General features: G+C 67.4%; 18 protein-coding genes. 9 read left to right on the top strand and 9 right to left on the bottom strand.

Annotated elements, in window-relative coordinates:
* The first annotated feature begins 94 nt into the window (after positions 1 to 94).
* Positions 95 to 1,207 carry a GTP cyclohydrolase II RibA gene (gene ribA / locus AC1DXK_RS04935; RefSeq protein WP_457106212.1) on the top strand — a complete coding sequence of 371 codons (1,113 nt, stop codon included), beginning with the start codon at positions 95 to 97 and terminating at the stop codon, positions 1,205 to 1,207.
* Positions 1,208 to 1,624: 417 nt separating this feature from the next.
* Here ribA and AC1DXK_RS04930 read toward each other — a convergent pair whose 3' ends face one another.
* From AC1DXK_RS04930 to AC1DXK_RS04920, 3 genes are all read right to left on the bottom strand, one after another.
* Positions 1,625 to 2,383: an SDR family oxidoreductase gene (locus tag AC1DXK_RS04930; RefSeq protein ID WP_457106213.1), complete on the bottom strand. Its 759-nt coding sequence runs from the start codon at positions 2,381 to 2,383 to the stop codon at positions 1,625 to 1,627.
* 13 nt (positions 2,384 to 2,396) lie between these two features.
* Positions 2,397 to 3,611 (bottom strand): ABC transporter substrate-binding protein, encoded by a 1,215-nt coding sequence (locus tag AC1DXK_RS04925; RefSeq protein WP_457106214.1) that lies wholly within the window; start codon positions 3,609 to 3,611, stop codon positions 2,397 to 2,399.
* A gap of 241 nt (positions 3,612 to 3,852) precedes the next feature.
* Positions 3,853 to 4,641 (bottom strand): alpha/beta fold hydrolase, encoded by a 789-nt coding sequence (locus AC1DXK_RS04920; RefSeq protein WP_457106215.1) that lies wholly within the window; start codon positions 4,639 to 4,641, stop codon positions 3,853 to 3,855.
* 126 nt (positions 4,642 to 4,767) lie between these two features.
* Between AC1DXK_RS04920 and AC1DXK_RS04915 the strand changes: the two genes are divergently transcribed.
* From AC1DXK_RS04915 to AC1DXK_RS04880, 8 genes are all read left to right on the top strand, one after another.
* The gene (locus tag AC1DXK_RS04915; RefSeq protein WP_457106216.1) at positions 4,768 to 5,400 is read left to right on the top strand and encodes a GntR family transcriptional regulator; all 633 of its coding nucleotides are present in this window, start codon (positions 4,768 to 4,770) and stop codon (positions 5,398 to 5,400) included.
* 55 nt (positions 5,401 to 5,455) lie between these two features.
* Positions 5,456 to 6,979: an aldehyde dehydrogenase gene (locus AC1DXK_RS04910; RefSeq protein WP_477297045.1), complete on the top strand. Its 1,524-nt coding sequence runs from the start codon at positions 5,456 to 5,458 to the stop codon at positions 6,977 to 6,979.
* Between the two features lie 84 nt (positions 6,980 to 7,063).
* Positions 7,064 to 8,461, top strand: coding sequence for an MFS transporter (locus tag AC1DXK_RS04905; protein WP_457106218.1), 1,398 nt, complete (start codon positions 7,064 to 7,066; stop codon positions 8,459 to 8,461).
* Between the two features lie 183 nt (positions 8,462 to 8,644).
* Complete coding sequence (locus AC1DXK_RS04900) at positions 8,645 to 9,763, top strand: alpha/beta fold hydrolase (RefSeq protein WP_457106219.1); 1,119 nt, start codon at positions 8,645 to 8,647, stop codon at positions 9,761 to 9,763.
* Between the two features lie 390 nt (positions 9,764 to 10,153).
* Positions 10,154 to 11,044 carry a cobalamin B12-binding domain-containing protein gene (locus AC1DXK_RS04895; RefSeq protein WP_457106220.1) on the top strand — a complete coding sequence of 297 codons (891 nt, stop codon included), beginning with the start codon at positions 10,154 to 10,156 and terminating at the stop codon, positions 11,042 to 11,044.
* Positions 11,045 to 11,518: 474 nt separating this feature from the next.
* Positions 11,519 to 11,731 (top strand): hypothetical protein, encoded by a 213-nt coding sequence (locus AC1DXK_RS04890; RefSeq protein WP_457106221.1) that lies wholly within the window; start codon positions 11,519 to 11,521, stop codon positions 11,729 to 11,731.
* Positions 11,732 to 12,344: 613 nt separating this feature from the next.
* Entirely contained in the window at positions 12,345 to 13,859 is a 1,515-nt protein-coding gene (locus AC1DXK_RS04885; RefSeq protein ID WP_457106222.1) for an ATPase domain-containing protein, read from the top strand.
* Positions 13,859 to 15,913, top strand: coding sequence for an ATP-binding protein (locus AC1DXK_RS04880; RefSeq protein WP_457106223.1), 2,055 nt, complete (start codon positions 13,859 to 13,861; stop codon positions 15,911 to 15,913). The genes AC1DXK_RS04885 and AC1DXK_RS04880 overlap by 1 nt, the downstream gene beginning before the upstream one ends.
* A gap of 374 nt (positions 15,914 to 16,287) precedes the next feature.
* Here AC1DXK_RS04880 and AC1DXK_RS04875 read toward each other — a convergent pair whose 3' ends face one another.
* The 6 genes from AC1DXK_RS04875 to solA all read right to left on the bottom strand — a co-directional run bounded on the left by AC1DXK_RS04875 (position 16,288) and on the right by solA (position 23,496).
* Positions 16,288 to 18,609, bottom strand: coding sequence for a CHASE domain-containing protein (locus AC1DXK_RS04875; protein WP_457106224.1), 2,322 nt, complete (start codon positions 18,607 to 18,609; stop codon positions 16,288 to 16,290).
* Between the two features lie 311 nt (positions 18,610 to 18,920).
* Positions 18,921 to 19,700 (bottom strand): amino acid ABC transporter ATP-binding protein, encoded by a 780-nt coding sequence (locus AC1DXK_RS04870; RefSeq protein ID WP_457106225.1) that lies wholly within the window; start codon positions 19,698 to 19,700, stop codon positions 18,921 to 18,923.
* A 4-nt stretch (positions 19,701 to 19,704) separates the two neighbouring features.
* Entirely contained in the window at positions 19,705 to 20,577 is an 873-nt protein-coding gene (locus AC1DXK_RS04865; protein ID WP_457106226.1) for an amino acid ABC transporter permease, read from the bottom strand.
* Complete coding sequence (locus AC1DXK_RS04860; RefSeq protein WP_457106227.1) at positions 20,574 to 21,323, bottom strand: amino acid ABC transporter permease; 750 nt, start codon at positions 21,321 to 21,323, stop codon at positions 20,574 to 20,576. Before AC1DXK_RS04860 ends, AC1DXK_RS04865 begins: the two co-directional genes overlap by 4 nt.
* Before the next feature lie 37 nt (positions 21,324 to 21,360).
* Entirely contained in the window at positions 21,361 to 22,203 is an 843-nt protein-coding gene (locus AC1DXK_RS04855) for a transporter substrate-binding domain-containing protein (protein WP_457106228.1), read from the bottom strand.
* A 120-nt stretch (positions 22,204 to 22,323) separates the two neighbouring features.
* A complete protein-coding gene (solA, locus tag AC1DXK_RS04850) occupies positions 22,324 to 23,496 on the bottom strand; it encodes an N-methyl-L-tryptophan oxidase (protein ID WP_457106229.1) in 1,173 nt (390 codons plus the stop codon).
* Between the last annotated feature and the right edge of the window lie 162 nt (positions 23,497 to 23,658).

The raw sequence follows: 23,658 nt of genomic DNA, 5'->3' as shown, positions 1-23,658 counted from the left end.
GGGCTGCGCCAATCCACTCTGAACCCGTCACGATGGTCATTCGCCGAGCCCCAATCACCGCGCGTGAAGCGGGCTTCCGTGTCAGAGGTATTCGATGGCCACGCTTTGGAAGTATTTAGAACGACGCGATGATCGCGAACAGGCGACGATTGCGCGCGCGATCGCGGAGCTGCGGGCCGGGCGGCCGATCCTTCTCGCCGGGGAGTCCCTCGCGCTGGTGGCCTGCGCGGAGTCGGCCGATGCCACCCTCATGGCGCTCCTTGCCGAGCGGGATGGCCCGGCGCGTCTGGTGCTTCCCGCGCCGCGGCTGCGGCGGCTCGGGCTCGAGGGCCGGTCCGAACCAGGAACCATCGACCTGCACACCCTGGCTCCTGACCGGATCACCGGTCTCGTCCTGTCGCCTGAGGCACGCCTCGACGCGCCCGTCGCGACGGCCTCGTGCCTCGACGAGACCGCGCTCGACCTCATGCGCCTCGCGCATGTATTGCCTGCCTGCATCGTCATGCTCCTGCCCGACGGGGAGCAGGGTCCCGTGGACCTTCTGACCGTCGAGACGGCCGCGATTCACGCCCGTCATCGCCTCGGCGTCCGGATCGTCAGCCGCGCGCCCGTGCCCCTGGAGGGTGCACGGGACAGCGAATTCGTCGTGTTTCGCGGAGGCGACGGTCTGCGCGACCACGTCGCGATACGGGTCGGGCAAACGGCTTCGGACGCCCCCGTAGCGGTGCGTCTGCACTCGGCTTGCTTGACCGGGGACCTCTTCGGATCGCTGAAATGCGATTGCGGCGATCAACTTCGCGGGGCCGTCAGGGACCTCGCGGCGAACGGCGGCGGGATCCTCCTTTATCTCGATCAAGAGGGGCGCGGGAACGGGCTCGCCAACAAGATCCGCGCCTACGACCTCCAGGCGTGTGGCTTCGACACGTTCGAGGCGGACGAGATCTTAGGCTACGGTCTCGACCAGCGCCGCTACGAGTTCGCGGCCGCGATGCTTCGGGATCTCGGTGTGCAGCGGGTCCGGCTGCTCAGCAACAACCCCGCCAAGATCGCCGGGCTTCGGTCCGCCGGCCTCGAAATCGTCGGTTCGCAACCGAGCCTCGGACGGGTCACCGCCGAGAACCTGTTCTACCTGACGCGGAAGCGCGACCGCACCGGACACACCCTGGGCGGCGACATCGCCGAGCGGATCGCCGCGGACATCACCTAGAGCATGTTGTTTTCAGACGGCAGCATATCCTGAGTTGACGAGGTCGTTTGCGCATTCGCTCGGAGCGACGAGATCGACGAGTTGGCCGATCGAGACTTGAACCGACTGGGACACCGAGCGGTGACGACATCTACGCGGCGAGGCCTGTTCTCGCTTGCGGCCGGTGCCGCGTCGCTCCTCGGATCCCGGCCCGCAGCGGCGCTCTGAGATGCTACGGTGCGCGACCGCGATCCCGCGTTCGAGATCCTCAATTCAAGCTTCGCTCGATACAACCCGCGCAGTGTCGGTCGGCTCGCCAAGTCGCACGAGAATTTCGGCCCGAAAATCTACACGCGGGCCGGGCCAACGCGACGAGGACGTCGAGGAGAGGCGAAGGATGACCTGTCGTCGTCGTGCGGGCCGTCCGAACGCCAAGGCTCAGAGCTTCACGCCTTCGAGATAGCCGCGGTTCCAGGTGGGGCTCATCAGGATCTCGTTGACGCAGACGGTCGCCGGCAGACGGGCGACGAACAGGATCGTCTCGGCGAGATCCTCTGCTTGCAGCATCCGGCCCTTGTCGTCGGCAGTCACGGGGACCGGCCGCTTGTCGAGGAGGGGCGTGGCGACCTCGCCGGGGCAGATACAGCAGGACCGGATGCCGTGCCCGCATTCCTCTTGGTTCAGGCTCTCCGACAGCGCCACCAGCCCGTGCTTGGCGGCGGAATACGCGGGTCCGGTGAGTTTCGAGACGTAGCGACCGGCCCAGGAGGAAACGTGAATGATCAGGCCGCTCCGCTGAGCCCGCATCGTCGGTAGCACGGCCCGCGAAGCGTAGAATGGACCGTTGAGATTGACGCCGACGACGGCGTCGATGCCGGCCGGCGTGATCTCGCTCCAACCGCGCTGCGGTACATTGAGGCCCGCCGAATTCACCAGCAGGTCGCATCGCCCGCAGGCGGCCTGGACTGCATCCCAGGCGCGCTGGACCTCGTCAGCCACGCCCATGTCGGCCGGCGCGACCAAAGCCTCGCCGCCCGCCCCGCGGATGAGGTCCGCAGTGTGTTCGAGGGCGTCCCGCCCACGGCCTGTGAGCGCGAGACGCACCCCGGCCTTCGCCAGCACGAGTGCGGCCGCCTGTCCGATTCCGGACCCGGCGCCCGTCACCCAGGCCACCTGTCCCGCGATGTCGCGCATCATGGTGAGCCTGTCCCTACGGCTTGCCGACAAGGGGGCAGCCGCCCTCGCTCATCGGTCGGAATGCCTGATCGGCGGGGATCGTCTCCAACACCTTGTAGAGATCCCACTCGCCCTTCGACTCCGACGGCGCTTTCACCTCGAACAAGTACATCGGATGTATCTTGCGCCCATCCGCCCGGACCGTCCCCTTGCCGAACAGCGGATCGTCCGTCGGGTTGGCCTTCATCCAGGCCATCGTCGCCTGCGGGTCCGTCGACTTCGTCGCAGCCACTGCCTTCAGGTAGTGCAGGAGGCCGGCATACACGCCCGCATGGTTCATCGTCGGCATGCTGTTGCCGTTGCGCGGGTAGAAGCGTTCGGCGAATGCCCGGGTCCCCGGGCTGAGGTCCCAGTAGAACGACTCGGTGAGCACCAGACCCTGCGCCGTTTGCAGGCCGATCGCGTGGACGTCGACGGCGTAGATCAGCAGGGCAGCGAGCTTCTGGCCGCCATCGGTCAGTCCGAACTCGTGCGCCTGCTTGACCGCGTTGACCGTATCGCCACCCGCATTGGCCAAGCCCACCACCTTCGCACCGGAGGCCTGCGCCTGCAGCAGGAACGAGGAGAAATCGGTGGCCGGGAACGGAACGCGGGCGGCGCCCAGGATCCGCCCGCCGCCTTTGTCGATGACCGCGGTGGCCTCGTTCTGCAGCGAGAGGCCGAATGCGTAGTCGGCGGTGAGGAAGTACCACGTGTCACCCCCGCGCTTCAGCATGGCGCCGGCGGTGCCATGCGCCAGGGCGTAGGTGTCATAGGTCCACTGGATGGTGTTCGGGGAGCATTGCTTGCCGGTCAGTTCCGTGGTCCCAGCCCCCGAATCGACGAAGACCTTGTTCTTCTCGCGCGTGACCTGGCTCACCGCCAGAGCCACCGAGGACGTCGGCACGTCGAGGATCGCGTCGACGCCGTCGCGATCGTACCACTGGCGGGCGACGGCGGCACCGACATCCGGCTTGTTCTGGTGGTCGGCCGAGACGATCTCGACCTGCAGATCCGTGTTCGTCTTGCCGAAATCCTCGACCGCCATCTGCGCGGCCACGACGGAGCCTTTACCGCCTGTATCCGCATAGACCCCGGACATGTCGTTGAGAATGCCGACCTTGACGTGGATCGGCTGGGCGGAAGCAGGACCCATCAGGGTGGCAAGGCTGATCGCGGCCGAGAGTAAGCTAGACCGGATCAACGCCATGGCAGACCATCCCCCGCTGCGAAATATTGATTGAGGCAAGGAGGGCACGCTGCGCGTCCCAGCGTCAAGCGCCGTTGCACAGTACGATTCGGCCCGCGCGAAACACAGGGGGCCTTCAGTGCCCTGTAGCTGACGCCGCCCGGGATCACCTCGGGCGGCCTACCGAAACCGCCGACCACGCGCGCCAAGGGGAAGACCCGATGCGGCCGACGGTGGTCCGACAGGTCGTGCAGACACCCGATCAACGGACGTCCTGCGACCGGAGGAATGCCATGACCTCCTCCGCGAACATCTCGGGTTTCTGAAGCTGAGGAACGTGAGCGCAGTCCGGTAGGATCACGAACTTGGCGTCGGACAGACCGTCGGCGAGCTCGCGCGCCATGGCCGGGGGCGTCGCCTCGTCGTGTTCGCCCACGAGCACGAGAGCCGGCACGCGGATCTCGGAGAGGCGCGGGCGCAGATCGAGACTCGCCAGGGCCGCGCAGGCCCCCTGGAAGACGGTCAAATCCGTCCGCAGAAAGGCCGCCCGTCGATCCGCCATCAGGGCCGGATGCGCGGCCTGGAATGCGGGGGAGAACAGGCGGCGCATCGCCGTGTCGGCAATCGCCTGCAGACCCTTCTCGCCGGCCACACCCGCCATGCCGCGAAAGGCATCGCGGCCTGGCTCGGAGAAGCAGGCGCCGCAATCGGCGAAGACGAGGCGGTCGAAGAGGTCTGCGTGGCGGAGGGCGCAGAGCAGCAGCACGAAGCCGCCATAGCCATTGCCGAGCCCAGCCGTCGGACGGCCCCCCGTCGCCTCGCGCACGGCCTCGGCGATCCGGTCGGCAATCGCCTCCAGGCCGCCCGGAACGGGCGCCGAACCGCCGAAACCGGGGAGTTCGGGAACGAAGATCCGGAAATCGCGGCCCAGGTCCGGGACAACCAGGTCGAAACTGGTGGCATCGGCGAGCAACGAGTGCAGCAGGACCAGGGGCGGTCCCTCGCCGGACGCGCCTACCGCAACCTGTCCTCCAGCGAACATCGCCTGCATTCCAGACCTCCCCAACTGCATCGACCGACGGTTGCATGCCGCTGTCGCATTCGGCGTGTCCGGCGGCAATCCGGTTGACGTGATATTTCACGAATGGCACCATGAGTCGATCGAACGAGGCCTTTCGTGCTGCTCCGTGACAACATCTACGCGGCGATCCGCGCCGACATCCTGGCTTGCGTCCTGCGGCCCGGTGCGGAGGTTCGCGAGCAGGAGCTGGCCCAGCGCTACGCCGTGAGCCGCCAGCCGGTGCGCGAGGCGCTGCTGCGCCTGGAGCGGGAGCGGCTGGTGACCGTTCACGCGCGGCAGGGATATCAGATCAACGCGATTTCAGTCGCGGATGCCCGCGATCTGCTGCGCATGCGCCTCGTGCTGGAGCCGGCCTGCGCCGCGGAAGCGGCAGCCGAGGCTTCGGAGTCCGTGCTCGGCGCGCTCGACGATTTCCGCGTCGTCGCCGAAGGCGCCGACTTCATCGCGGAGAATCGCGCCTTCCACATTGCCCTGGCCGAGGCGTCGGGCAATCGGCGCATGGCCGCCACCGTGCGCGATCTCGTCGAACAGGCCGACCGGCTGGTGCGGGTCAGCCTCGATGGCATCCGCGGACGCGATCCGGCGCAGCTGGTGGCCGAACACGTGGGCATCATCGACGCGCTCCAGCGCCGCGATGGGCGCGGCGCCCGGCGTCTCGTGCGCGAGCACGTTGCCCAGGCCGAGCGTCGCATCCTGACCGCGCTGGAGCGCAGCGCGATCGTCCTCTGAACGCCGCGACCCGCCTGAACCGGGGCGCGGCGAGCCACATATGGGAAGAGACGCCATGAACATGCGCGAGCCGGCTCCGTCGATCGAGACGCGGGGCAACTTCATCGATGGGCGGGAGGTCGAAGCCGGCGACGGCACGCTGATCGACGTGCGCAATCCCGCCACCGGCGCGGTCATCGCGCGGATCCCGAATTCCGGCCCGGCCGACGTTGACCGCGCGATGCGCTCGACCCGCGCCGCGTTCGAAGGCAAGGCATGGGGCGGGATGGATGTGCGCGCCCGCGCGCGGCTGGTGAACCGGCTGGCCGACGCCTTCGAGGCCAATCTCGACGCGCTCTATCGCCTGGAGACCACCAACAACGGCCGGCCCGTCAACGAGACCCGGGCTCAGCTGTCGCGGCTGCCGGACTTCTTCCGCTACTTCGCGGGCGTGGCGCTGGCGCGGCGCGACGACGTGATCCCGGTGGAGGGCAACTACCTCAACTACACGCGGCGCACGCCGATCGGCGTCGTGGCCAACTGCACGCCGTTCAACCACCCGCTGATGATCCTGTGCAAGTCGCTCGCCGTCGTGCTGGCGACCGGCTGCACCACGGTGGTCAAGCCCTCCGAGTATACCCCGCTCACCACGCTGAAGCTCGCGCAGATCTTCACCGAGGCCGGCCTGCCGCCCGGCGTGTTCAACATCGTGCTGGGGCTGGGCGCCTCCACCGGCAAGGCGCTCGCCGAGCACCCCGACATCAACAAGCTGGTGCTCACCGGCGGTACCGAGGCCGGCCGGATCGCCGGCTCGGCCGCCGCCAGGGTCTTCGCCCACCAGACCATGGAACTCGGCGGCAAGACGCCCGTGATGGTGTTCGACGATTTCGACGTCGAGCGGGCGGTGAACTACGCGGCCTTCGGCGCCTTCATCGGCGCCGGACAGACCTGCGTGTGCGGCAGCCGCCACCTCGTCCAGGCCTCGATCTACGACGAGTTCGTGGAGCGGCTCGCCGCCAAGACGGCCTCCATCCGCCTCGGCGACCCCTTCGACACCGCGACCCAGCTCGGGCCGGTGATCTCCGAGCGCCAGCGCGAGCGGGTGCTGGCTTACGCCGGCTACGGGCGTGACGAGGGCGCCCGCGCAGTCGCCGGCGGCCGGGCCGCGCAGGTGCCGGGCTTCGAGGGCGGCTATTTCGTCGAACCCACCGTCTTCGCGGACGTGCGCTCCGACATGCGCATCTTCCAGGAGGAGGTGTTCGGCCCGTTCACGAGCGTCACCCGCTTCGAGGACGAGGCGGACGCCCTTCGCCTCGCCAACGACTCGCCGTTCGGCCTCGCCGCGGCCGTCCGCACGCGGGACGTCGCCCGCGCCCACCGGGTGGCCCACGCGGTGAAGGCCGGCATCGTCTGGATCAACGACCACCACCGTCTCGACCCGGCCTCCCCCTGGGGCGGCGTGGGCGACAGCGGGCTCGGACGCGAATGCGGCATCGAGAGCTTCAACGACCACTTCGACGTCAAGAGCATCATGCTGGCGACCGGCGACGGTCCCTTCGACTGGTACCGCGACACGGCCGGCCAGCGTCGCCTGAACTGACCGACGACGGCGCTGGGGGATGAGAGGTCCGCGCAAGACGGACCCCTTCCGCGCCGACCCTGATCCCGCGGAAGGAAACGCCCCATGCCAGAATCCGTGAGTCCGGCCGTCAACGCCGGAGGCCGCCTCGACCGTCTGCCGATCGGCCCGTTCCATCGCCGCATTATGTGGCTGATCGGGATCGGGATGTTCTTCGACGGCTTCGACATCTACATCGCCGCCACCGTGCTGGGGGCGACCCTGAAGAGCGGCTTCTCCACCCTCCCGCAGAACGCGTGGTTCGTCTCGGCCACCTTCCTGGGCATGATGGCCGGCTCGTTCCTCACGGGCTTCTTCGGCGACCGCTACGGACGGCGCTTCACCTACCAGGCCAACCTGCTGGTCTTCGGGCTTGCCGCCATCGGCGCGGCCTTCGCGCCGAACATGACGGTGCTGATCATCCTGCGCTTCATCATGGGCGTGGGACTCGGCGCTGAGAATGTCGTGGGCTACTCGACCATGACCGAGTTCGTCCCGGCACGCTCGCGCGGGCGCTTCCTGGGCCTCATGGCGGTGTTCGTCGTCACGGGCCTGCCGGCCGCCTCCCTGCTCGGCTATATCGTGATCCCGGCCTTCGGCTGGCGGGCGATGTTCGCCCTCGGCGGTGTCGGGGCGCTGGCGGTCTGGTACGCGCGCAAGAGTCTGCCGGAATCGCCGCGCTGGCTCGAAGCCGTCGGGCGCCACGCCGAGGCCGAGACGCTGATGCGGTCGATCGAGGCCGAGGCGAGCCGCGGCGCGCCCCTGCCTCCGCCCGTGGCCATGGCTCCCGTCGTGCAACTCGGTCTCGGGGCGCTGTTCCGGCCGCCGCTCCTGTCGCGCCTGCTGCTGGGCTGCCTGTGCCTCGTGGTGATCAACACCCTGCTCTACGGCTTCGTGACCTGGCTGCCGACCTTCTTCATCCGGCAGGGACTCTCCGTGGCGACCTCCTTCGGCTACGCGCTGCTGATGGGGCTCGGGGCACCGGTGGGCAGCGCCATCGGCGCCCTGACCGCCGACCGCTGGGGCCGCAAGCCGACGATCATCGGGGCTTCGGCGGCAGCGATCGTCTTCGGCATCCTCTACCCGATGACCCTGGATCCGATCCTTCTGCCGCTGGTGGGCTTTGGCCTGACGGTGCCGATCTACGTCCTCGTGGCGCTGCTGTTCGGGATCTACATTCCCGAGTTGTTCCCGACCGAGATCCGGCTGCGGGCCTCAGGCCTGTGCAACACGGTCGGGCGCGGGGCCACGATCGTGACGCCCTTCCTGGTGATCACCTTGTTCGAGACCTACGGCATCGCGGGCGTGACCGGCCTGATGATCGGGCTGCTCGCGTTGCAGATCGTCGCGGTCGCCCTGTTCGGTGTCGAGCCGCGCAGCCAGAGCCTCGAGAGCCTCGAGGCCGGGATCGTGCCGACGGGTGAGACGACGGCGCGGGATGCCGTCCCCCGGCCGGTCGCATGAGCCGATGAGCGCGTCGATCGGTGCCGGCGCCGAGTCTGGGAGCACGCAGGCCAGCCCGCGTTCGCGTCGTGGCGGTGCCTGCGGCGGGCATGTCCTCGCGGGCGCAGGCGGAATGCCGACGACGGCCGGGTCCGCGAACACCGGATCTCGTGGTCGGCGACAATGAGCGAAGGGAGCAGACAGATGAGGTCACGGGTTGCCGGAGCGACGGGCTTGGCCTTCACCGCCATGGTGTCGCTGGCCGGGCTGTCGACGGCAGGCGCGCATGGGCCGGATGCACCGCCCCATCAGCTTTACGCCATCGGCGACCTGCCCCTGGAGAATGGCGAGGCGATCCACGACTTCGCGATCTCGTACGTCACGCACGGGACGCTGAACGCCGACAGATCCAACGCGATCCTGATGGTGACGGCGATCAGCGGAAATCACCACCGGATCGACTTTCTGATCGGCCCGGGCAAGGCCCTCGACACCAACAAATACTTCATCGTCGCGACCGACGCGATCGGCAACGGATTGAGCACCAGCCCGAGCAACAGCGTGCGCCAGCACGGGCCGGCCTTCCCGCATTTCTTTATCCGCGACATGGTGGAGAGCCAGAAGCGGCTGCTCGATCACCTCGGCATCACGCACCTCGTGGCGGTCGCGGGCGCCTCGATGGGCGGCATGCAGGCGCTGCAATGGGGCGTGAGCCATCCCGGCCTGATGGATGCGCTGGTGGCGATCACGCCCATGGCCCGCACGGCGCCCTGGTCGATCGCCGTCAACGAAACGACCCGCAGGGCCTTGATGCTCGATCCGGCGTTCAAGGATGGCGCCTACGGGTCGCAACCGGAGCTGGGCTGGCGCCTGCGTGCCGACATCCTCCAAGTCCTCGCCACCCGCACACCGGACGCGCTGGCCGGCATCGCGCCGCAGGCGCTCGACATCCTGCCCTGGATGCGCGCGCAGGAGGAGGCGGTTCTCAAGACCGGCTTCGATGCCAATGACTGGATCGCGCAGACCTGGGCGTACGACCGTCACAACATCGGCGACACGCCCGGCTATGGCGGCGACCACCGCAAGGCGCTCTCCGCGATCAAGGCCCGGACCCTGATCATCACCGGCGGCGATCTCGACCTGTACAACCCCGTCGCCGAGGCGCGCGAGGCGGGCGCCTACATCCCGAACGCGAGCGTGCTGGCCATTCCCTCCGTCCAGGGTCACACCGCCGGCAGCGCCGCCAAGCCAGCCGACGTCGACTTCATGAACGCGGCGGTGCGCCCCTTCCTGGAGAGCGTCGCGGCCGGGCGCCCGCGATGAGATCCGGGAGCCTCGGAACCGACCCGCACCGTCCTGCCCCCCCGCCGGGACGTCGATGGCCTGAAGTCCCATCCTGCCTGCCTCCCTTCGCTCGGCGGCGAGACGGCGGCCGCTGGGCCGAGACGCGTTTTCCGATACGGCTTCGCCAGCACAGCCATCCCGGCGGCGACTGGGCGGGCTTCGGAGGCGCGGAGCGACCTGTCGCCGCGGCGCTGTGTGCGTGAAGGGGTTTGCTGACGCCGATTGCATCCGCGGGACAGGAGCGTTTCGCAGGCCCGTCGCGATCACGAGGGGGCGGCCTTTACATTCCGGCGCATGGCGGTTCTGATGGAACCCCGCGATCGATGGGCTACCAAAAGCTCGCGACGCACAGGCACCGGGAGGGGGACGATGCAGAACATTGCTTCGTCCGAAGGCCATTGGGGTGAGAATTCTCCCCCCGAGACCGAGCGGGCGGCGGAAGCGCGTCAACTCTACGCACGCAAACGCGCCGCCGAAGCCGCCAGAGAGCGTTGCCTGGTTCTGGGGCAGGTCGTTCAGGCCGAAATCCTCCCGCAACTGATGCTGCTGCATCGCGGTTTCGTGTCCGCCGAGACCAAACCCGTCTTCAAGCCGAACGTGGAACAGGTCGCCGCCTTCACCAATCTGGCACTCGCAGCGGAGGACGCGCCGATCATCGAGGCCTTCACGGCGCTGATGGCGAAAGGCCATCCGTTGGATCGCCTGTTTATCGATCTTCTGGCGCCGGCGGCGGCACTCCTCGGCCGCATGTGGGACGATGATCTGTGCGATTTCGTCGAAGTGACGACGGGGGTCGCGCGACTGCAGAACCTGATCGCCCGATTCCGGGTCGACGGCGATGCTGTTCAGCTTGACGGGAAACGGCGTCTTTTGCTGATGAGCGCCCCCGGCGAGGAGCACACGTTCGGCGTGCGCATCGTCGAGCAGTTCCTGCGCAGGGCGGAATGGTTCGTGTCGATCGGTCTCTCGTCCAGGCCGGACGAGATCGCCGATCTGGTCGCGTCCGAATGGTTCGCCGTGGTGGGCCTGACCCTCAGCAACGAGACACGGCTCGAGCCGCTCGCGCGGGCGATCCGTTCCGTGCGCCAAGCGTCGTGCAACCGAGCCATCGGTGTCATGGTCGGCGGGCCGGTATTCCTGAAGCGTCCCGCACTCGTCGAACAGGTGGGCGCGGACGCCTCGGCAGTCGACGCGGCGACGGCAGTCCTCCTCGCGCAACGCCTGCTCGAATTCGGCACCGACATCGCCAAGCGCGCTTAGCTTCGGCGTCCGGATCCCGAGACCAGGCCCCCGCTCCATCGCCGGCGCGGTTCAGGGCGTGACATTCCCAGCGTCGATTCGCCGTGCTTCCAACCCGGGCTACCGGCGCCGCATCCAAATCGGCCTTCGTGGCTCCTTAAGATCCAGTCGGGCTAGCGACCGACCAGGATCCGGTGGTCGACGTGCGCGTCGAGCGACTGACCGACACGACAAAATTCTGCACCCGCGGTCGAATAAGGACTTCGCGCGGCATTGCCTCGTTCGCGGCCCCCCCGTCGCACAGGGCCGAATCCAAGGCGCCAGGATATGCAGTCGGCGACACGAATGTAAAGCCGTCTTGACGTAAACTCAGATTTACACTCATATCGCGCTTGCAGTGATCCCGGCTGTCGGTCACAGGATTCCCTGTCACCTCGGCGGTACCGGCGACCCTCTGCGATCTGTTGACGTACCCGGCGCACGGATCGGTCGACGATGTCCAAGACCCGTACCTTCGGTGATCTCGCCGTGCCACGCGCCCATTGCGACGCGATAGCGAGCGTCCTCGGCGCCGACGCGTTCGTGAGGCTCAAGGGTCTCCGCGGGTTCGCCAGGAGAGGCCAGGAGGGCGGCGTGATGGCCCTCACATCAGCGACTGACGATCTGGAAGACCGGCTGGAGGGTGTCCAGACACAATTCGCAGCCTAGACTTTCTTACGGCCTGACATCATGGACGCGCCTTCAGGTTCCGAATCCGCAAGAATTCTAGCGCGAGCCTTCGTGGATGGAGTCGTGGAGTCATGCATTCAGAGAGGCGTGCCGATTGCGGCTCGGCTCAGGAAACTGCAGGCCGACCAGGAATTGATCGTCGACGTCTGTCAGATATCCGGCAATCGTCGAGACATTTATCAATTGATACTATCTGAAATAGCAGACCGTTTGAAAGCGCCATGACTTGTAAATCGACATTGAAATTATCCGCCTTTATTTGATCGATTGCGAATATTCTATCGAAATCAGCTTCATGCGAAGTGCGGCCGATGGCGGAGTGCCGCGACAGTGTCGAAAACTCAGTGGTCAGTGTCGCCCGCGATGCTGTGTACCGCGACGTCAGCCTGAATCGTGTTTCGGATCGCGACCCGTATCGTCGTGAAGCGGCGTCGCGTGGGTGATCGACGAGCGTCACTGTCGATGCACCCTCATCAAGATGTCATGGGACCATTTCGAGCGTCCTGCGTTATCGGTCGGTTCGTCATTCCATCAATGGCGTCCCTAAGCCAATCACCCGGCGGCCGGAGGCCGTCTCCCCATCGTGGTACCTATGCCTGCTGAGCGACCGACGCCTGCCTCCCCCTTCGTGCGGGAGATCCTGTCGACCGGCTTGGAAGGATTGGACGACGTCCTGTCGGGGGGGCTCACACGCGGGCGCCTCTACCTCCTGGAAGGCACCCCCGGCACCGGCAAGACGACGCTGGCTCTCCAGTTCTTGCTCGACGGCGTGGCATACGGGGAGAAGGGCCTCTACATCACGCTGTCCGAGAGTGCCGACGAACTCCGCGCCACGGCCGCTTCGCATGGCTGGTCCCTCGACGGGATCGAAATCTACGAACTCGTCAACGAACTCGGCCTCGACCCGGACAGCGAACAATCGGTCCTGCATCCCTCCGAGGTCGAACTCGGCGAGACGGTGCGGGAGGTCATCGACCGGGTCGACGACCTCAAGCCGGATCGTGTCGTGTTCGACAGCCTCTCGGAGCTGCGTCTGCTCGCGCAGAATCCGCTCCGGTATCGCCGTCAGATCCTCGCCCTGAAGCAGATGTTCGCCGCGCGAAACTGTACGGTCATCCTGCTCGACGACGGCACCGCCGACGTGCAGCTCCACAGCATCGCCCACGGCGTGATCCTGCTGGAGCAGTCGCAGCGGGAATTCGGTGCCGAGCGCCGACGCCTCAACATCCTGAAGATGCGCGGCGTGAAGTTCCGCGGCGGCTATCATGACTTCGTCCTCGATACCGGGGGTATCGTAGTCTTCCCGAGCCTGGTCGCGGCCGAGCACCATGCCGCGTTCGATGCGCGATCCGCCTCCACCGGGTCACAGGAACTCGATCTTCTGCTCGGCGGCGGGCTGGTGGCCGGCACCAACACGCTGCTTCTCGGCCCGTCCGGCGTCGGCAAGTCCACCACGGCCGTCCGGTGCATGCTAGCCGACCTGGAGCGCGGCGGACACGCGACGTACTTCCTGTTCGACGAGGGGCAAGCGACGATGCTGACCCGCGCGCGACGACTCGGCATGGACCTGCAGCCTCACCTGGACAGCGGCAACCTTGCCATCGTCCAGATCGACCCGGCGGAGCTGTCGCCGGGCGAATTCGCGTGCCGGGTGCGCGAGGCGGTCGAGGAGCGCCGATCGCGCTTCATCGTCCTCGACAGCCTGAACGCCTACATCCATGCGATGCCGGGCGAGGAATACCTCGTGCTGCAGATGCATGAGCTTCTGAACTATCTGAACCAGCAGGGCGTCATGACGCTCCTGATCCTGGGCCAGCACGGCGTCATCGGCGATGTGAGGTCCGATATCGACCTGAGCTACCTCAGCGATGCCATCCTGCTGTTCCGGTATTTCGAGGCGAAGGGCGAGGTCCGGACCGCGCTGTCCATGGTCAAGAGCCGGATCAACGCCCACGAGCGGACCATCCGGGAGCTGAAGCTCTCGCCCGCCGGCATGCAGGTCGGCGAGGCTCTGACGGACTTCCAGGGCGTCCTGTCCGGCCTGCCGACTTACGGCGGTGCGGTGGACATGCTCGAAGGGAGCGCGGCCGGCGCGGGCACCCCGTGATGGCGCCATCGGAGGACGACGAGGATCGCGTCCTCATCCTGGCCCCACGCGGCCGCGACGCGGCCGTAATGGCCAAGCTGCTGGACAAGGCCGGCGCCGCATCCGTGATCTGCGCCGATGTCGCGGCGTGGCTGGACGGCCTGAAGGCGGCCGCGGGCATCTCGATCGTCACTGAGGAAGCCCTACTCGAGGTCGATCCGGCCGCGTTCGATGCCTGGGTCGAGGCCCAGCCCCCCTGGTCGGACTTTCCCTTCATCCTGCTCGCCACCCGCCAAGCCGGGCGGCGGACGGGCAAGGCCGCGGCCATGATCGAACGGCTCGGCAACGTCGTCCTGCTGGAACGGCCGATCAACGCGGAGACCCTGGTGAGCGCGGTGGGATCGGCCCTCCGCGTCCGGCGACGGCAATACCAAGCCCGCGAGCACATCCGGGAACGCGAGGAAGCCCAGGAGCGCTTGCGGGTCGCCAACGAGACGCTGGAACGCCGCGTCGCCGAGCGCACCCGCGAGGTCGAGGCGGCGCGCGAGACCCTGGCGTTCGCCCTCGACTCGGCCGGGATGGGATCCTGGGACCTCGACCTCGTCCACGACACCGCGCGGCGTTCAACCCGTCACGACGCCATCTTCGGCTACGACCAGCCGCTTCCATCCTGGGGCCGGTCCGATTTCCTGTCCCACGTGGTGCCTGAGGACCGATCAGCGGTCGAGGCGACCTTCGCCCAAGCGATGGAATCCGGCGCCTTGACTCTCGAATGCCGGATCATGCGCCCGGATGGCGCGGTGCGCTGGATCGCAGCCAAGGGCCAAGCCGAGTACCGCCCCGACGGCCAGCCCGTCCGCTTGGCCGGCGTCGTCCTCGACAGGACCGATCAGCGGAACACCGAGGAGGCGTTGCGCCAAGCCCAGAAGATGGAGGCGATCGGCCAGCTGACGGGCGGCGTGGCGCACGATTTCAACAACCTGCTGACGGTCATCGTCGGCGGCCTCGACATGGTCATCCGCAGGCCTGAGAAGACCGAGCGGGTTCTCCGCTTGGCGGAGGCGGCAATGACCGCGGCACGCCGCGGAGAGCAACTCACCCAGCAGCTCCTGGCCTTCTCGCGGCGACAGATGCTGCGGCCGCAGACGCTCAACCCGAACCGCCTCCTCTTGGACTTCAGGCCCCTGGCGGAACGGGCCGCCGGCGGTGCCATCGAGCTGGTCTTCGACCTCGATCCTGCGCTTGACCCCATCAGGATCGATCCCGCGCAGTTCGAGGCCGCGGTGCTGAACCTTGTGGTCAACGCCCGCGATGCGATGGACGGGGAAGGCCACGGCAATCGCATCGTCGTGCGCAGCCGAAACGTGCATCTCGACACCGCGGCGGTGGCCGACCGGGGCATCGCACCGGGCGCCTTCGTCGAGGTCTCGATCATGGACCTCGGGAGCGGGATCGCGCCCGAGAACCTGGCACGCGTGTTCGAGCCCTTCTTCACCACGAAGGAGGTCGGCAAGGGCACGGGCCTCGGCCTGTCCCAGGTCTATGGATTCACCCGGAGCGCCGGCGGGTTCGTCGGCATCGACTCCAAGGTCGGCGTCGGCACGACATTCCGCATCCTGATCCCGCGCTCGGCCGATCCGGCGGGGGAGGAGACAGGCTCGGGCCGGGAGGGACCGCTTCCGCTGCGCCGCGCCGCCGAGGGCGACACGGTACTTCTCGTCGAGGATGACGAGCAGGTTCTGACCATGGCCGTGGAAAGCCTCGAGGAACTTCACTACCGGGTCATCATCGCCCGCAACGCCGTCGAAGCCCTCGATCATCTGAAGGGGGTGGAGCGCATCGACATCCTGTTTTCGGACGTGATGATGCCGGGCGGCATGAATGGGTCGCAACTCGCTGTCGAGGCGCAACAGCTCCGCCCCGGCCTGAAGGTGCTCCTGACCTCCGGCTACGTCGCCGACCTCGACGAAGGCCAGGTCATCGGGCGCGGAGAGCTTCCGGTCCTCAGCAAGCCCTATCGGCGCGACGAACTTGCTCGTTCGCTCCGTCTCGTCCTTGGCGGCAGAACGTCGTGACATCCCGCACCGCCCACTCGCAAAATTGATTTTCCGCCAGACCAGGCTCGCTCGTCGATCTGAAGACAAAGATCGGCGTCCGTTATCTTGCCGTCACGTTATGATCGTTGATCTATCATATTTAGCCTGATGTCGAAATTAGACGGTCAATATGTATCAAATTACATCGATCTAGACTATAAGCAGATTGAATTATTCCCGATAACCGGCATCAGCACACATCGGGAGATCAGAGCTGTCATAGCGCCTCCGGACACACGCTCGAAGCGGGGCGCAAGACGGGTGTGAGCGCCGAGCCGCGCAGGTCTGGCCGAAGGCCGCAGAGGTGTTTCGGCATACAGATCGAAGCCGGCATACGCCCTCTGGCAGCCGCTTCAGCTCGCAATCAGTTCCCGGATGCGGACGGCCAGGGTGTCGACCGCGAAGGGCTTGGTCAGGATCCCCATGCCGGGATCCAGCCGGCTGTTGCCCAGCAACGCATTCTCGGCGAAGCCGGTGATGAACAGAACCTTGAGGTCCGGCCGGTTGACCCGCGCGGCATCGGCCAGCTGACGACCGTTCATGCCGCCAGGCAGCCCCACATCCGTCACCAGAAGGTCGACGCGCGCATCCGACTGCAGCACCTTCAGGCCGCCGCCGCCATCCGCGGCCTCGACCGCCGTGTAGCCGAGATCCTTGAGGACGTCGGCCACCAGCATGCGCACGCTCGGCTCATCATCCACGATCAACACGGTCTCGCCCGCCTCGGCCATCGCCAATGGGCGCCGCTCCAGACCTATGCCATCCGCATCCGCCTCGCCGCGATGCTGCGGGAGATGGATGCAAACCGTCGTTCCCCTGCCGACCTCGGAGATGATCCGCACCTGACCGCCCGATTGCTTGGCGAACCCGTAGATCATCGACAGGCCCAGGCCCGTGCCTTCACCCATCGGCTTGGTCGTGAAGAAGGGATCGAACGCCCTGGCGACGATCTCCGGCGACATGCCGGTCCCGGTGTCGGACACGCAGAGAGACAGATACTGCCCCTCCGGCAGGTCCTGTGCTTCAGACTGGAGGGTGTCGATCCAGCGGTTGCCGGTCTCGATCGTGATCCTGCCGCCGCCGGGCATCGCGTCCCGCGCGTTGATGCACAGGTTCAAGAGGGCATTCTCAAGCTGCGACGGATCGACCAGCGCGAGCCAGAGGCCGCTCGCACCCACGTACTGCACGTCCACGCTCGGGCCGACCGTGCGCTGGATCAGGTCGAGCATGCCACCCACCAGCCTGTTCACGTCGACGGCCTTGGGCGCCAGCGTCTGCCGGCGCGAAAAGGCGAGGAGGCGGTGCGTCAACGCCGCGGCACGTTTCGAGGCGCCCTGAGCGACCGCGATGTATTTCGCGACATCCTTGAGACGCCCCTGGCCGATCCGGGTCTCGATCAGTTCCAGCGAGCCGGAGATGCCCGCGAGCAGATTGTTGAAGTCGTGCGCCAGTCCACCGGTGAGCTGGCCCACCGCCTCCATCTTCTGCGATTGGCGCAGGGCCTCTTCCATGCGCGTGCGGTCCTCGCCGGCCTGCTGGAGGCGGTCGGCGGCGGCCCGCAGGTCGCGGGTCCGTTCTTCCACCCGCGCCTCCAGCGAGGCATTGAGCAGCCGGATCTCGTCCTGCGTGCGGCGTTGCCGGTACGCGGCGAAGGCGAGCAAGGTGGTGGCGAACAGTCCCCCGCCGCAGAGGAGCCAGATCTCCGGAAACGCCGCCGTGCGTTGTGGGGAGACGCGCTCCTCGAAGCGGACGGTCCACGTGCGACCGCCGAGGTCGAGCGTCGCCTCGCGGGTGAGGCGGCCGGCCTTCGCAACCGAGGCGCGTGCCGACCGATGCAGCAGCGTCGCCTCGCTCGGCGTGCCGTCATAGACCGCGAAGGCGGCGTCCTCTTCTGCCTCGGCCGCCACGATGCTGCCGAAGAGGTCATCGGCCCGGAAGGCGCCGAAGACGAAGCCCAGGAATTGCCGCCGCCGCTCGTCGACGTCGGGGGGCACGACTCCGTCGGTATAGACCGGTACGGCGACGAGGAAGCCGGCCTGCTTGTTCGCGTCGATCTCCTGAACGAGTTGGATCCGCGCAGAAGCGGCCGGCTGGCCCGTGTCGCGCGCGCGCTCGACCATGTTGCGACGGATCGGGTCGGACATCACGTCGTACCCGATCGCCGCCCGGTTGCGCGGGTTCGGCGGCTCGGCGAACAGGACCGGGCTGATCGTCGGGTTGTCCGTCGAGGGACGCACCCGAAAGTCGGCCACACCCAGGGCCTCGGCGCGCACGGCGAAGCGCTCCCGCTCGGAAGCGGACAGACTTGGCGTGAAACCGATTCCCAGAAAGCCGGGATACAGGCTCTCCAGATCGAGGCGCCGGACATACGCTCGGAAGTCGGCCAGCGTGACGGCGTCGCCCTTGGCCGCGAACAGGCCGGCGCCGCCGCGCAGAAGGGCGGTGTAGGTGCGGAACTGGTCCTCGATCGTGCGCAGCTCGATCTCGGTGGCGTGCAGAAAGGTCAGGCGGTCCCGCAACTCCGCCGAGCGCCAGAACAGGGCCGTGCTCAGCCCCGTCGCGAGCAGGCCAGCGGCCAGGATCGACGGCGGGATCCACCGCGCCGCCCGCGCCGGTCGAGAGGTTGTGCGAACTGGATCGCCGACGCGATTCTGCGATGGAAAAAATCGAGGCAAGGAATGGGTCCGGACGTACGGAGCGGCCGGTCGTGCCCGGGCGAACGCCCTGGCATGCCAGCCCATGATGGCGTCACCGGGGCAATTCCGACCGGGCCGTGCAACAGTCGCCGGCGAACCGGCCGCGTCGGGTCATCCGCGCGCCTGGCAGGCCGAGGGCGGCAGAGTCGATCGATGCGCCCGGCCACGGGTCCATCCCATGCGGCGTCCCGGGTCACGGCCGCTCTGACCATGGCCCCGCATTCGCGGACCGATCCGTGCAGGCCCCGACCGCGGCTTTCGACGCGCGGTGCCGCCCGGGAAACGGATCGTCAGAGTACCTGCGAGAGGAAGCGGCGCGTCCGCTCATCCTGCGCGGACGCGAAGAAGGTCGCGGGCGGCCCGTGCTCCACGATCACGCCGCGATCGGTGAAATAGATGTGGTCGGCCACGTCGCGGGCGAAGTTCATCTCGTGCGTGACGAGCATGCAGGTCATGCCCTCTTCGGCGAGTTCGCGGATCGTGACCAGAACCTCCTTGACCGTCTCGGGGTCCAGGGCGGCGGTGACCTCGTCGAACAGCATCACGTCGGGCCGCATCGCCAGCGAACGGGCGATGGCGACGCGCTGCTGCTGGCCGCCCGACAGCTCGCCGGGATAGGCGTCCTCCTTGCCCGCCAGCCGCACCTTCGCGAGCAGAGCCCGGGCTCGGACCTCGACCTCGCGCCGATCCTGCCCAAGGACGTGGACGGGGGCCATCATGACGTTTTGCAGCGCGGTCTTGTGCGGGAACAGGTTGTACTGCTGAAACACCATGCCGACCTTGCGGCGCAGCGCCAGCTTGTCGAGCCGCGGATCGGTGACTTCGATTCCCTCGACCTGAATCGAGCCCGCAGTGACGGGGACCAGCGCGTTGACGCAGCGGATCAGCGTCGACTTCCCGGAACCCGAAGGCCCGATGATGCAGACCACCTCGCCCTTGCGCACATCGAAGCTGATCCCCTTCAGGACTTCGAATGTCCCGAAGGATTTGTGCACGTCGACGACGCGGACGATCGGCTGATCGGGTGTCCAGCCGTCGGACGGGGTAACGGCCATCGTCGCAGGCGTCATGCTTTCAACGAGTCTCGAAGCGGCGTTCCAGGGCGGCGGTCAGCCGGTCGATCGGATAGCAGTACAGGAAGAAGCACAGCAGGGCGAAACCGTAGAGCGGCGCGAACAGCTCCGGGCGCCCCCCCTCCGCCGCGTGCACCTGCGCGGTCAGCGTCAGCATCTCGGTCACGCCGACGATCGACGCCTGCACGGTCGCCATCGCGATCAGCGCGTAGACGTTCATCCAGGGCGGCAGCATGCGCTTCAGGCACTGGGGTAGAATGATCCGCCACATGGTCTGGCGTCGGGTGAAGGCCAGGGACTCGGCGGCCTCCCACTGCGTATTCGGGACCGAGCGCACGGCGCCGCGGACGATCTCGGCGACGTTGGCCATGACCGGCAGGCTGAAGCCGAACGTCGCCTTCACCCAATCGGGCAGCGGCACGCGAAATCCGAACACCGTGACCTGAAACGGCACCAGGAACATCACGAAGAACAGCAGCACCAGCCAGGGCACGTTGCGGAAGAACTGGGTGGCCGACCACGCGATGCCGCGCACCACCCGGCCCTCTGAGAGCATGGCAAGCCCGAGGCCGATGCCCGCGAGGGTGCCGAGTGCCATCGCCATCAGCGAGATGGCGACGTTGAAGGCGAAGCCGGTGAGCAGGAGGGGCGCCCACTTGATGACGACCTCCAGCGGCGAGAGGACGGCGACCCCGCCCTGTGCCCAGGCCGGGAGCGCGACGACCGCGACGCCGCACAGCAGCCAGCCATGGACGGGCCGAAGGCGCGCGCCCTGCCCTGCCCCGGCGTGGGCGAACGGCAGCAGCACCGGCAGGTCACCCGGCCGTCCGGCTGGGGCCCTGTCGCCGGGACGATTCGGATCGGCTGCGCTCATCGGCCGTAACCGGGGATGCGCAACGTCCGCTCGACGCGGTGCATGATCCAGACAAGGACGCCGACGAAGACCGCGTAGGTCGCGAGCAGGACGAGCATCATCTCGAGGACGTTCTGCGACTCGGACCAGATCTGCTTGACCGCGTACAGGGTCTCGGGGACCGCGATGGCGTAGGCGAGTGTCGTGGTCTTCAGGAGATTGATCAGGTTGTTGTTCAGCGCCGGCAGGCAGACGCGCAGCGCCAGCGGCAGAACGATATGGCGGTACGCCTTCAGGCGGGTGTAACCCAGGGCCTCCGCGGCCTCGATCGTTGTCCGGGGCACGGCCTCGATGCCCGACCGGAAGATCTCGACGTTGAAGGCGCCCGCGAACAGAGACAGCGAGACGATGGCCCATTGCACGTTGCTGAGGAGCGGGGCGCGCAAGCCATCCGCGGTGCGCAGGTCCGGCAGGATCGTGCCGAGGCCGAAATAGAAGAAGAAGATCTGCACGAGCGGCGGCGTGTTGCGAAACACCACCACGAAGCCGTTCACCAGCCCGCGCAGCAGACGCGACGGCCCGCTCTGCAGGAGCGCGCCGACCGCCCCGATCACGAGGCTGACCAGGATCGTGCTGACCGCGAGCAACAGCGTCATCCGGAGACCGGAGACGTAGCGGTCCCAGTCGTACGGATCGTAGAAGACGGTGAAGTTGAAGCCCGTCGTCTCGTAGAGACGCTGGAACCAGGCCTGGACCGCCTCGATCATCGCAGCCGGTGGCTCGGCTTCGTCGTACGAACCGCCATCAGTTGGTCGCGTTCTTGTACTTCTCGTGCATCGCCTTCGAGTAAGCGGTCGGCTCGATGCCCCACTTTTTCTCTTCGTCGACGATGAAGCCGGTCTTCATCCAGTCCTTGGTGGCGTTCTCGACCATCGCCTGAAGGGTGGCGTTGCCCTGCGCGACCGCCATCATCCACGGCGCATCGAGGATGCCCTTCAGGGGCAGCGCGTAGCCGGCCTTCCAGTCGTCGTCGAGAAGTTTACCCTGGAGCATGCTCTGGTCGTAGACGTAGCCGAGGCAATTGCCTTGCTTGAGCGCGAAGAGCGGCTTCTCGGAACCGTCGAAGGCGATGATCTCCGCCCCATAGGTGCGTGCGACGTCCTTGTTGTACCACGCCCCCGAGGTTGCGCAGAGCGGCTTACCCTTCAGCTGCGCCCAGTCGGTGATGCCGGAGGTCTTGGGCAGCAGCACGTTGACGAAATCCGAATAGTATTGCGGGTCGATGGCCTGCACGACGCGGCGGCGCTCCGGCTTGTCGGAAAGCGTGGCGATCAGCAGGTCGACCTTGCCCTGCTGCAGGAACTCGATCCGGTTGGCCGAGACCACCGGCACGAGTTCGAGCTTCACGCCGAGCCGCTTGGCGAGGTCGGCGGCGAGGTCGGGCTCAAGCCCGATGATCGTCCCGCTCGGGTCGCGGAAGCCGAAGGGCTTGTAGTCAGCCTTGACGCCGACGATCAGGGTGCCCCGCTGCTTGATCGCGTCCACGCCGTCGGCGGCCGCACTCCGGCTGGGCACGGAGAGGGTCGCAATCGCCGTGAGGGCGGCCAGCGCGCCGGCGGCCAGGGTGGTGCGGACGGTGTATCGCATCGGATCGTTCCTGCGCGGATGAACTGATCTTGGCATGGATTCAAGCAATCCACGAGCCATTCGAGCACCCGTTGTCGACGGGAGTCCCGGTTTGAGCAGCTGGAGGCGTTTCCCCGGGGCTCATCTTGCGAAGCGCGCGAGGGCGAACGGTCTCAGGTCGATCCGACCGGCATCGCCGGCCAGTTCCGCCGCGACAGTTTCCCCGATCCCGGCCGAGTGCTTGAAGCCGTGTCCCGAGCAGGCCGACACCACGAGCACCCGATCCAGGTCGGGATGGCGGTCGATGATGAAGCCGCGATCGGGGGTCACCGTGTAGACGCAGGCCGCGGCCCGGACGACCTCGGGTGTTGCGCCGGCCAGCCGGTTCGCGACGCGCAGCCGATACATCGCGTCGGATTCCGACGCGTCGACGACGCGGTTCACCTCGTCGGCGGTGGTGGTCGTGCTGTACTGCTCCGTCGCGACCTTGACGGCGTGCTCTCCCGGCATCGGCGGGAAGCCGTAGAGGTATTCCGTATCGCTCGTCCCGTACATCCAGATGAAGACCGGTGCCGACGGCCCGTACGCGGTTTCATCCGCCAGGGCATACCAGTGCAGGAGCTGGCGCCGGACCGTGAGCAGACGGTCGAACGGGCGGCCGAGCAGCGGTGCCGTCCAGGCGCCGGCGGCAACCACGGCGCGGTCGGCCAGGATCACGCCGTCCGTGGTCTCGATCCGGAGACCGGACCCGTCCTCCCGAAGCCCGAGCACTTCGCAGCCCGTCCGGATCTCGGCCCCGGCCGCGGCCGCGGAGGTGAGCTGCGCCGCGATGCAGCGCTCCGGGAACACGTAGCCGCCGCCCGGCTCGTAATACGCCTTCTCGTCACCCGCGAGATTCAGGAATTGCGGGAACCGGCGGGCGACCTCGGCGCCGTCGAGCACCTCGTGGGCGATCCCGGCGTCCTGCGCGGCGCCGATCGAGCGGCCGACGAAATCCGGCTTGCCATGGTGGGAGGAGACGCCGTGGCCGGGCGCCATGACGAGGGCGCCGCAGGCGTTCAGGAGGGTCTCTCCCGTCGCGGCCTCCAACTCGCGCCAAATGCGATGCGAGGCGGTGACGAAGGGGACGTAGTCGCGCCCCTCACCCACGGCCTGCCGGGTGATCCGCGTCTCGCCGTGGCTCGACCCGAGCGCATGCGGCGGCGCGAAGCGGTCGAGCCCGATCACTGCGGCCCCGCGCTTCGCCAGCTGATAAAGGGCGGCGCTGCCCATCGCGCCGAGCCCCAGCACGGCAACGTCGACCCGGCGGCTCACGGGCGCACGTCCATCGCTGCGCCGTGGCGGGGATCATCCGCGTCGCGGGAGGGCGGCAGATCGGCGGGTCGAGGCATCCTGGATCGATCTCGGACGACGCAACGGGAGATTTCGAGCATGACGCGTCCGCGTTGTTGCGCTTGACCAAAACAGACGGTTTCT

This window comes from Methylobacterium sp. P3_A11, from assembly GCF_056403155.1.
This window is presented reverse-complemented; position numbering and strand designations above follow the sequence as displayed.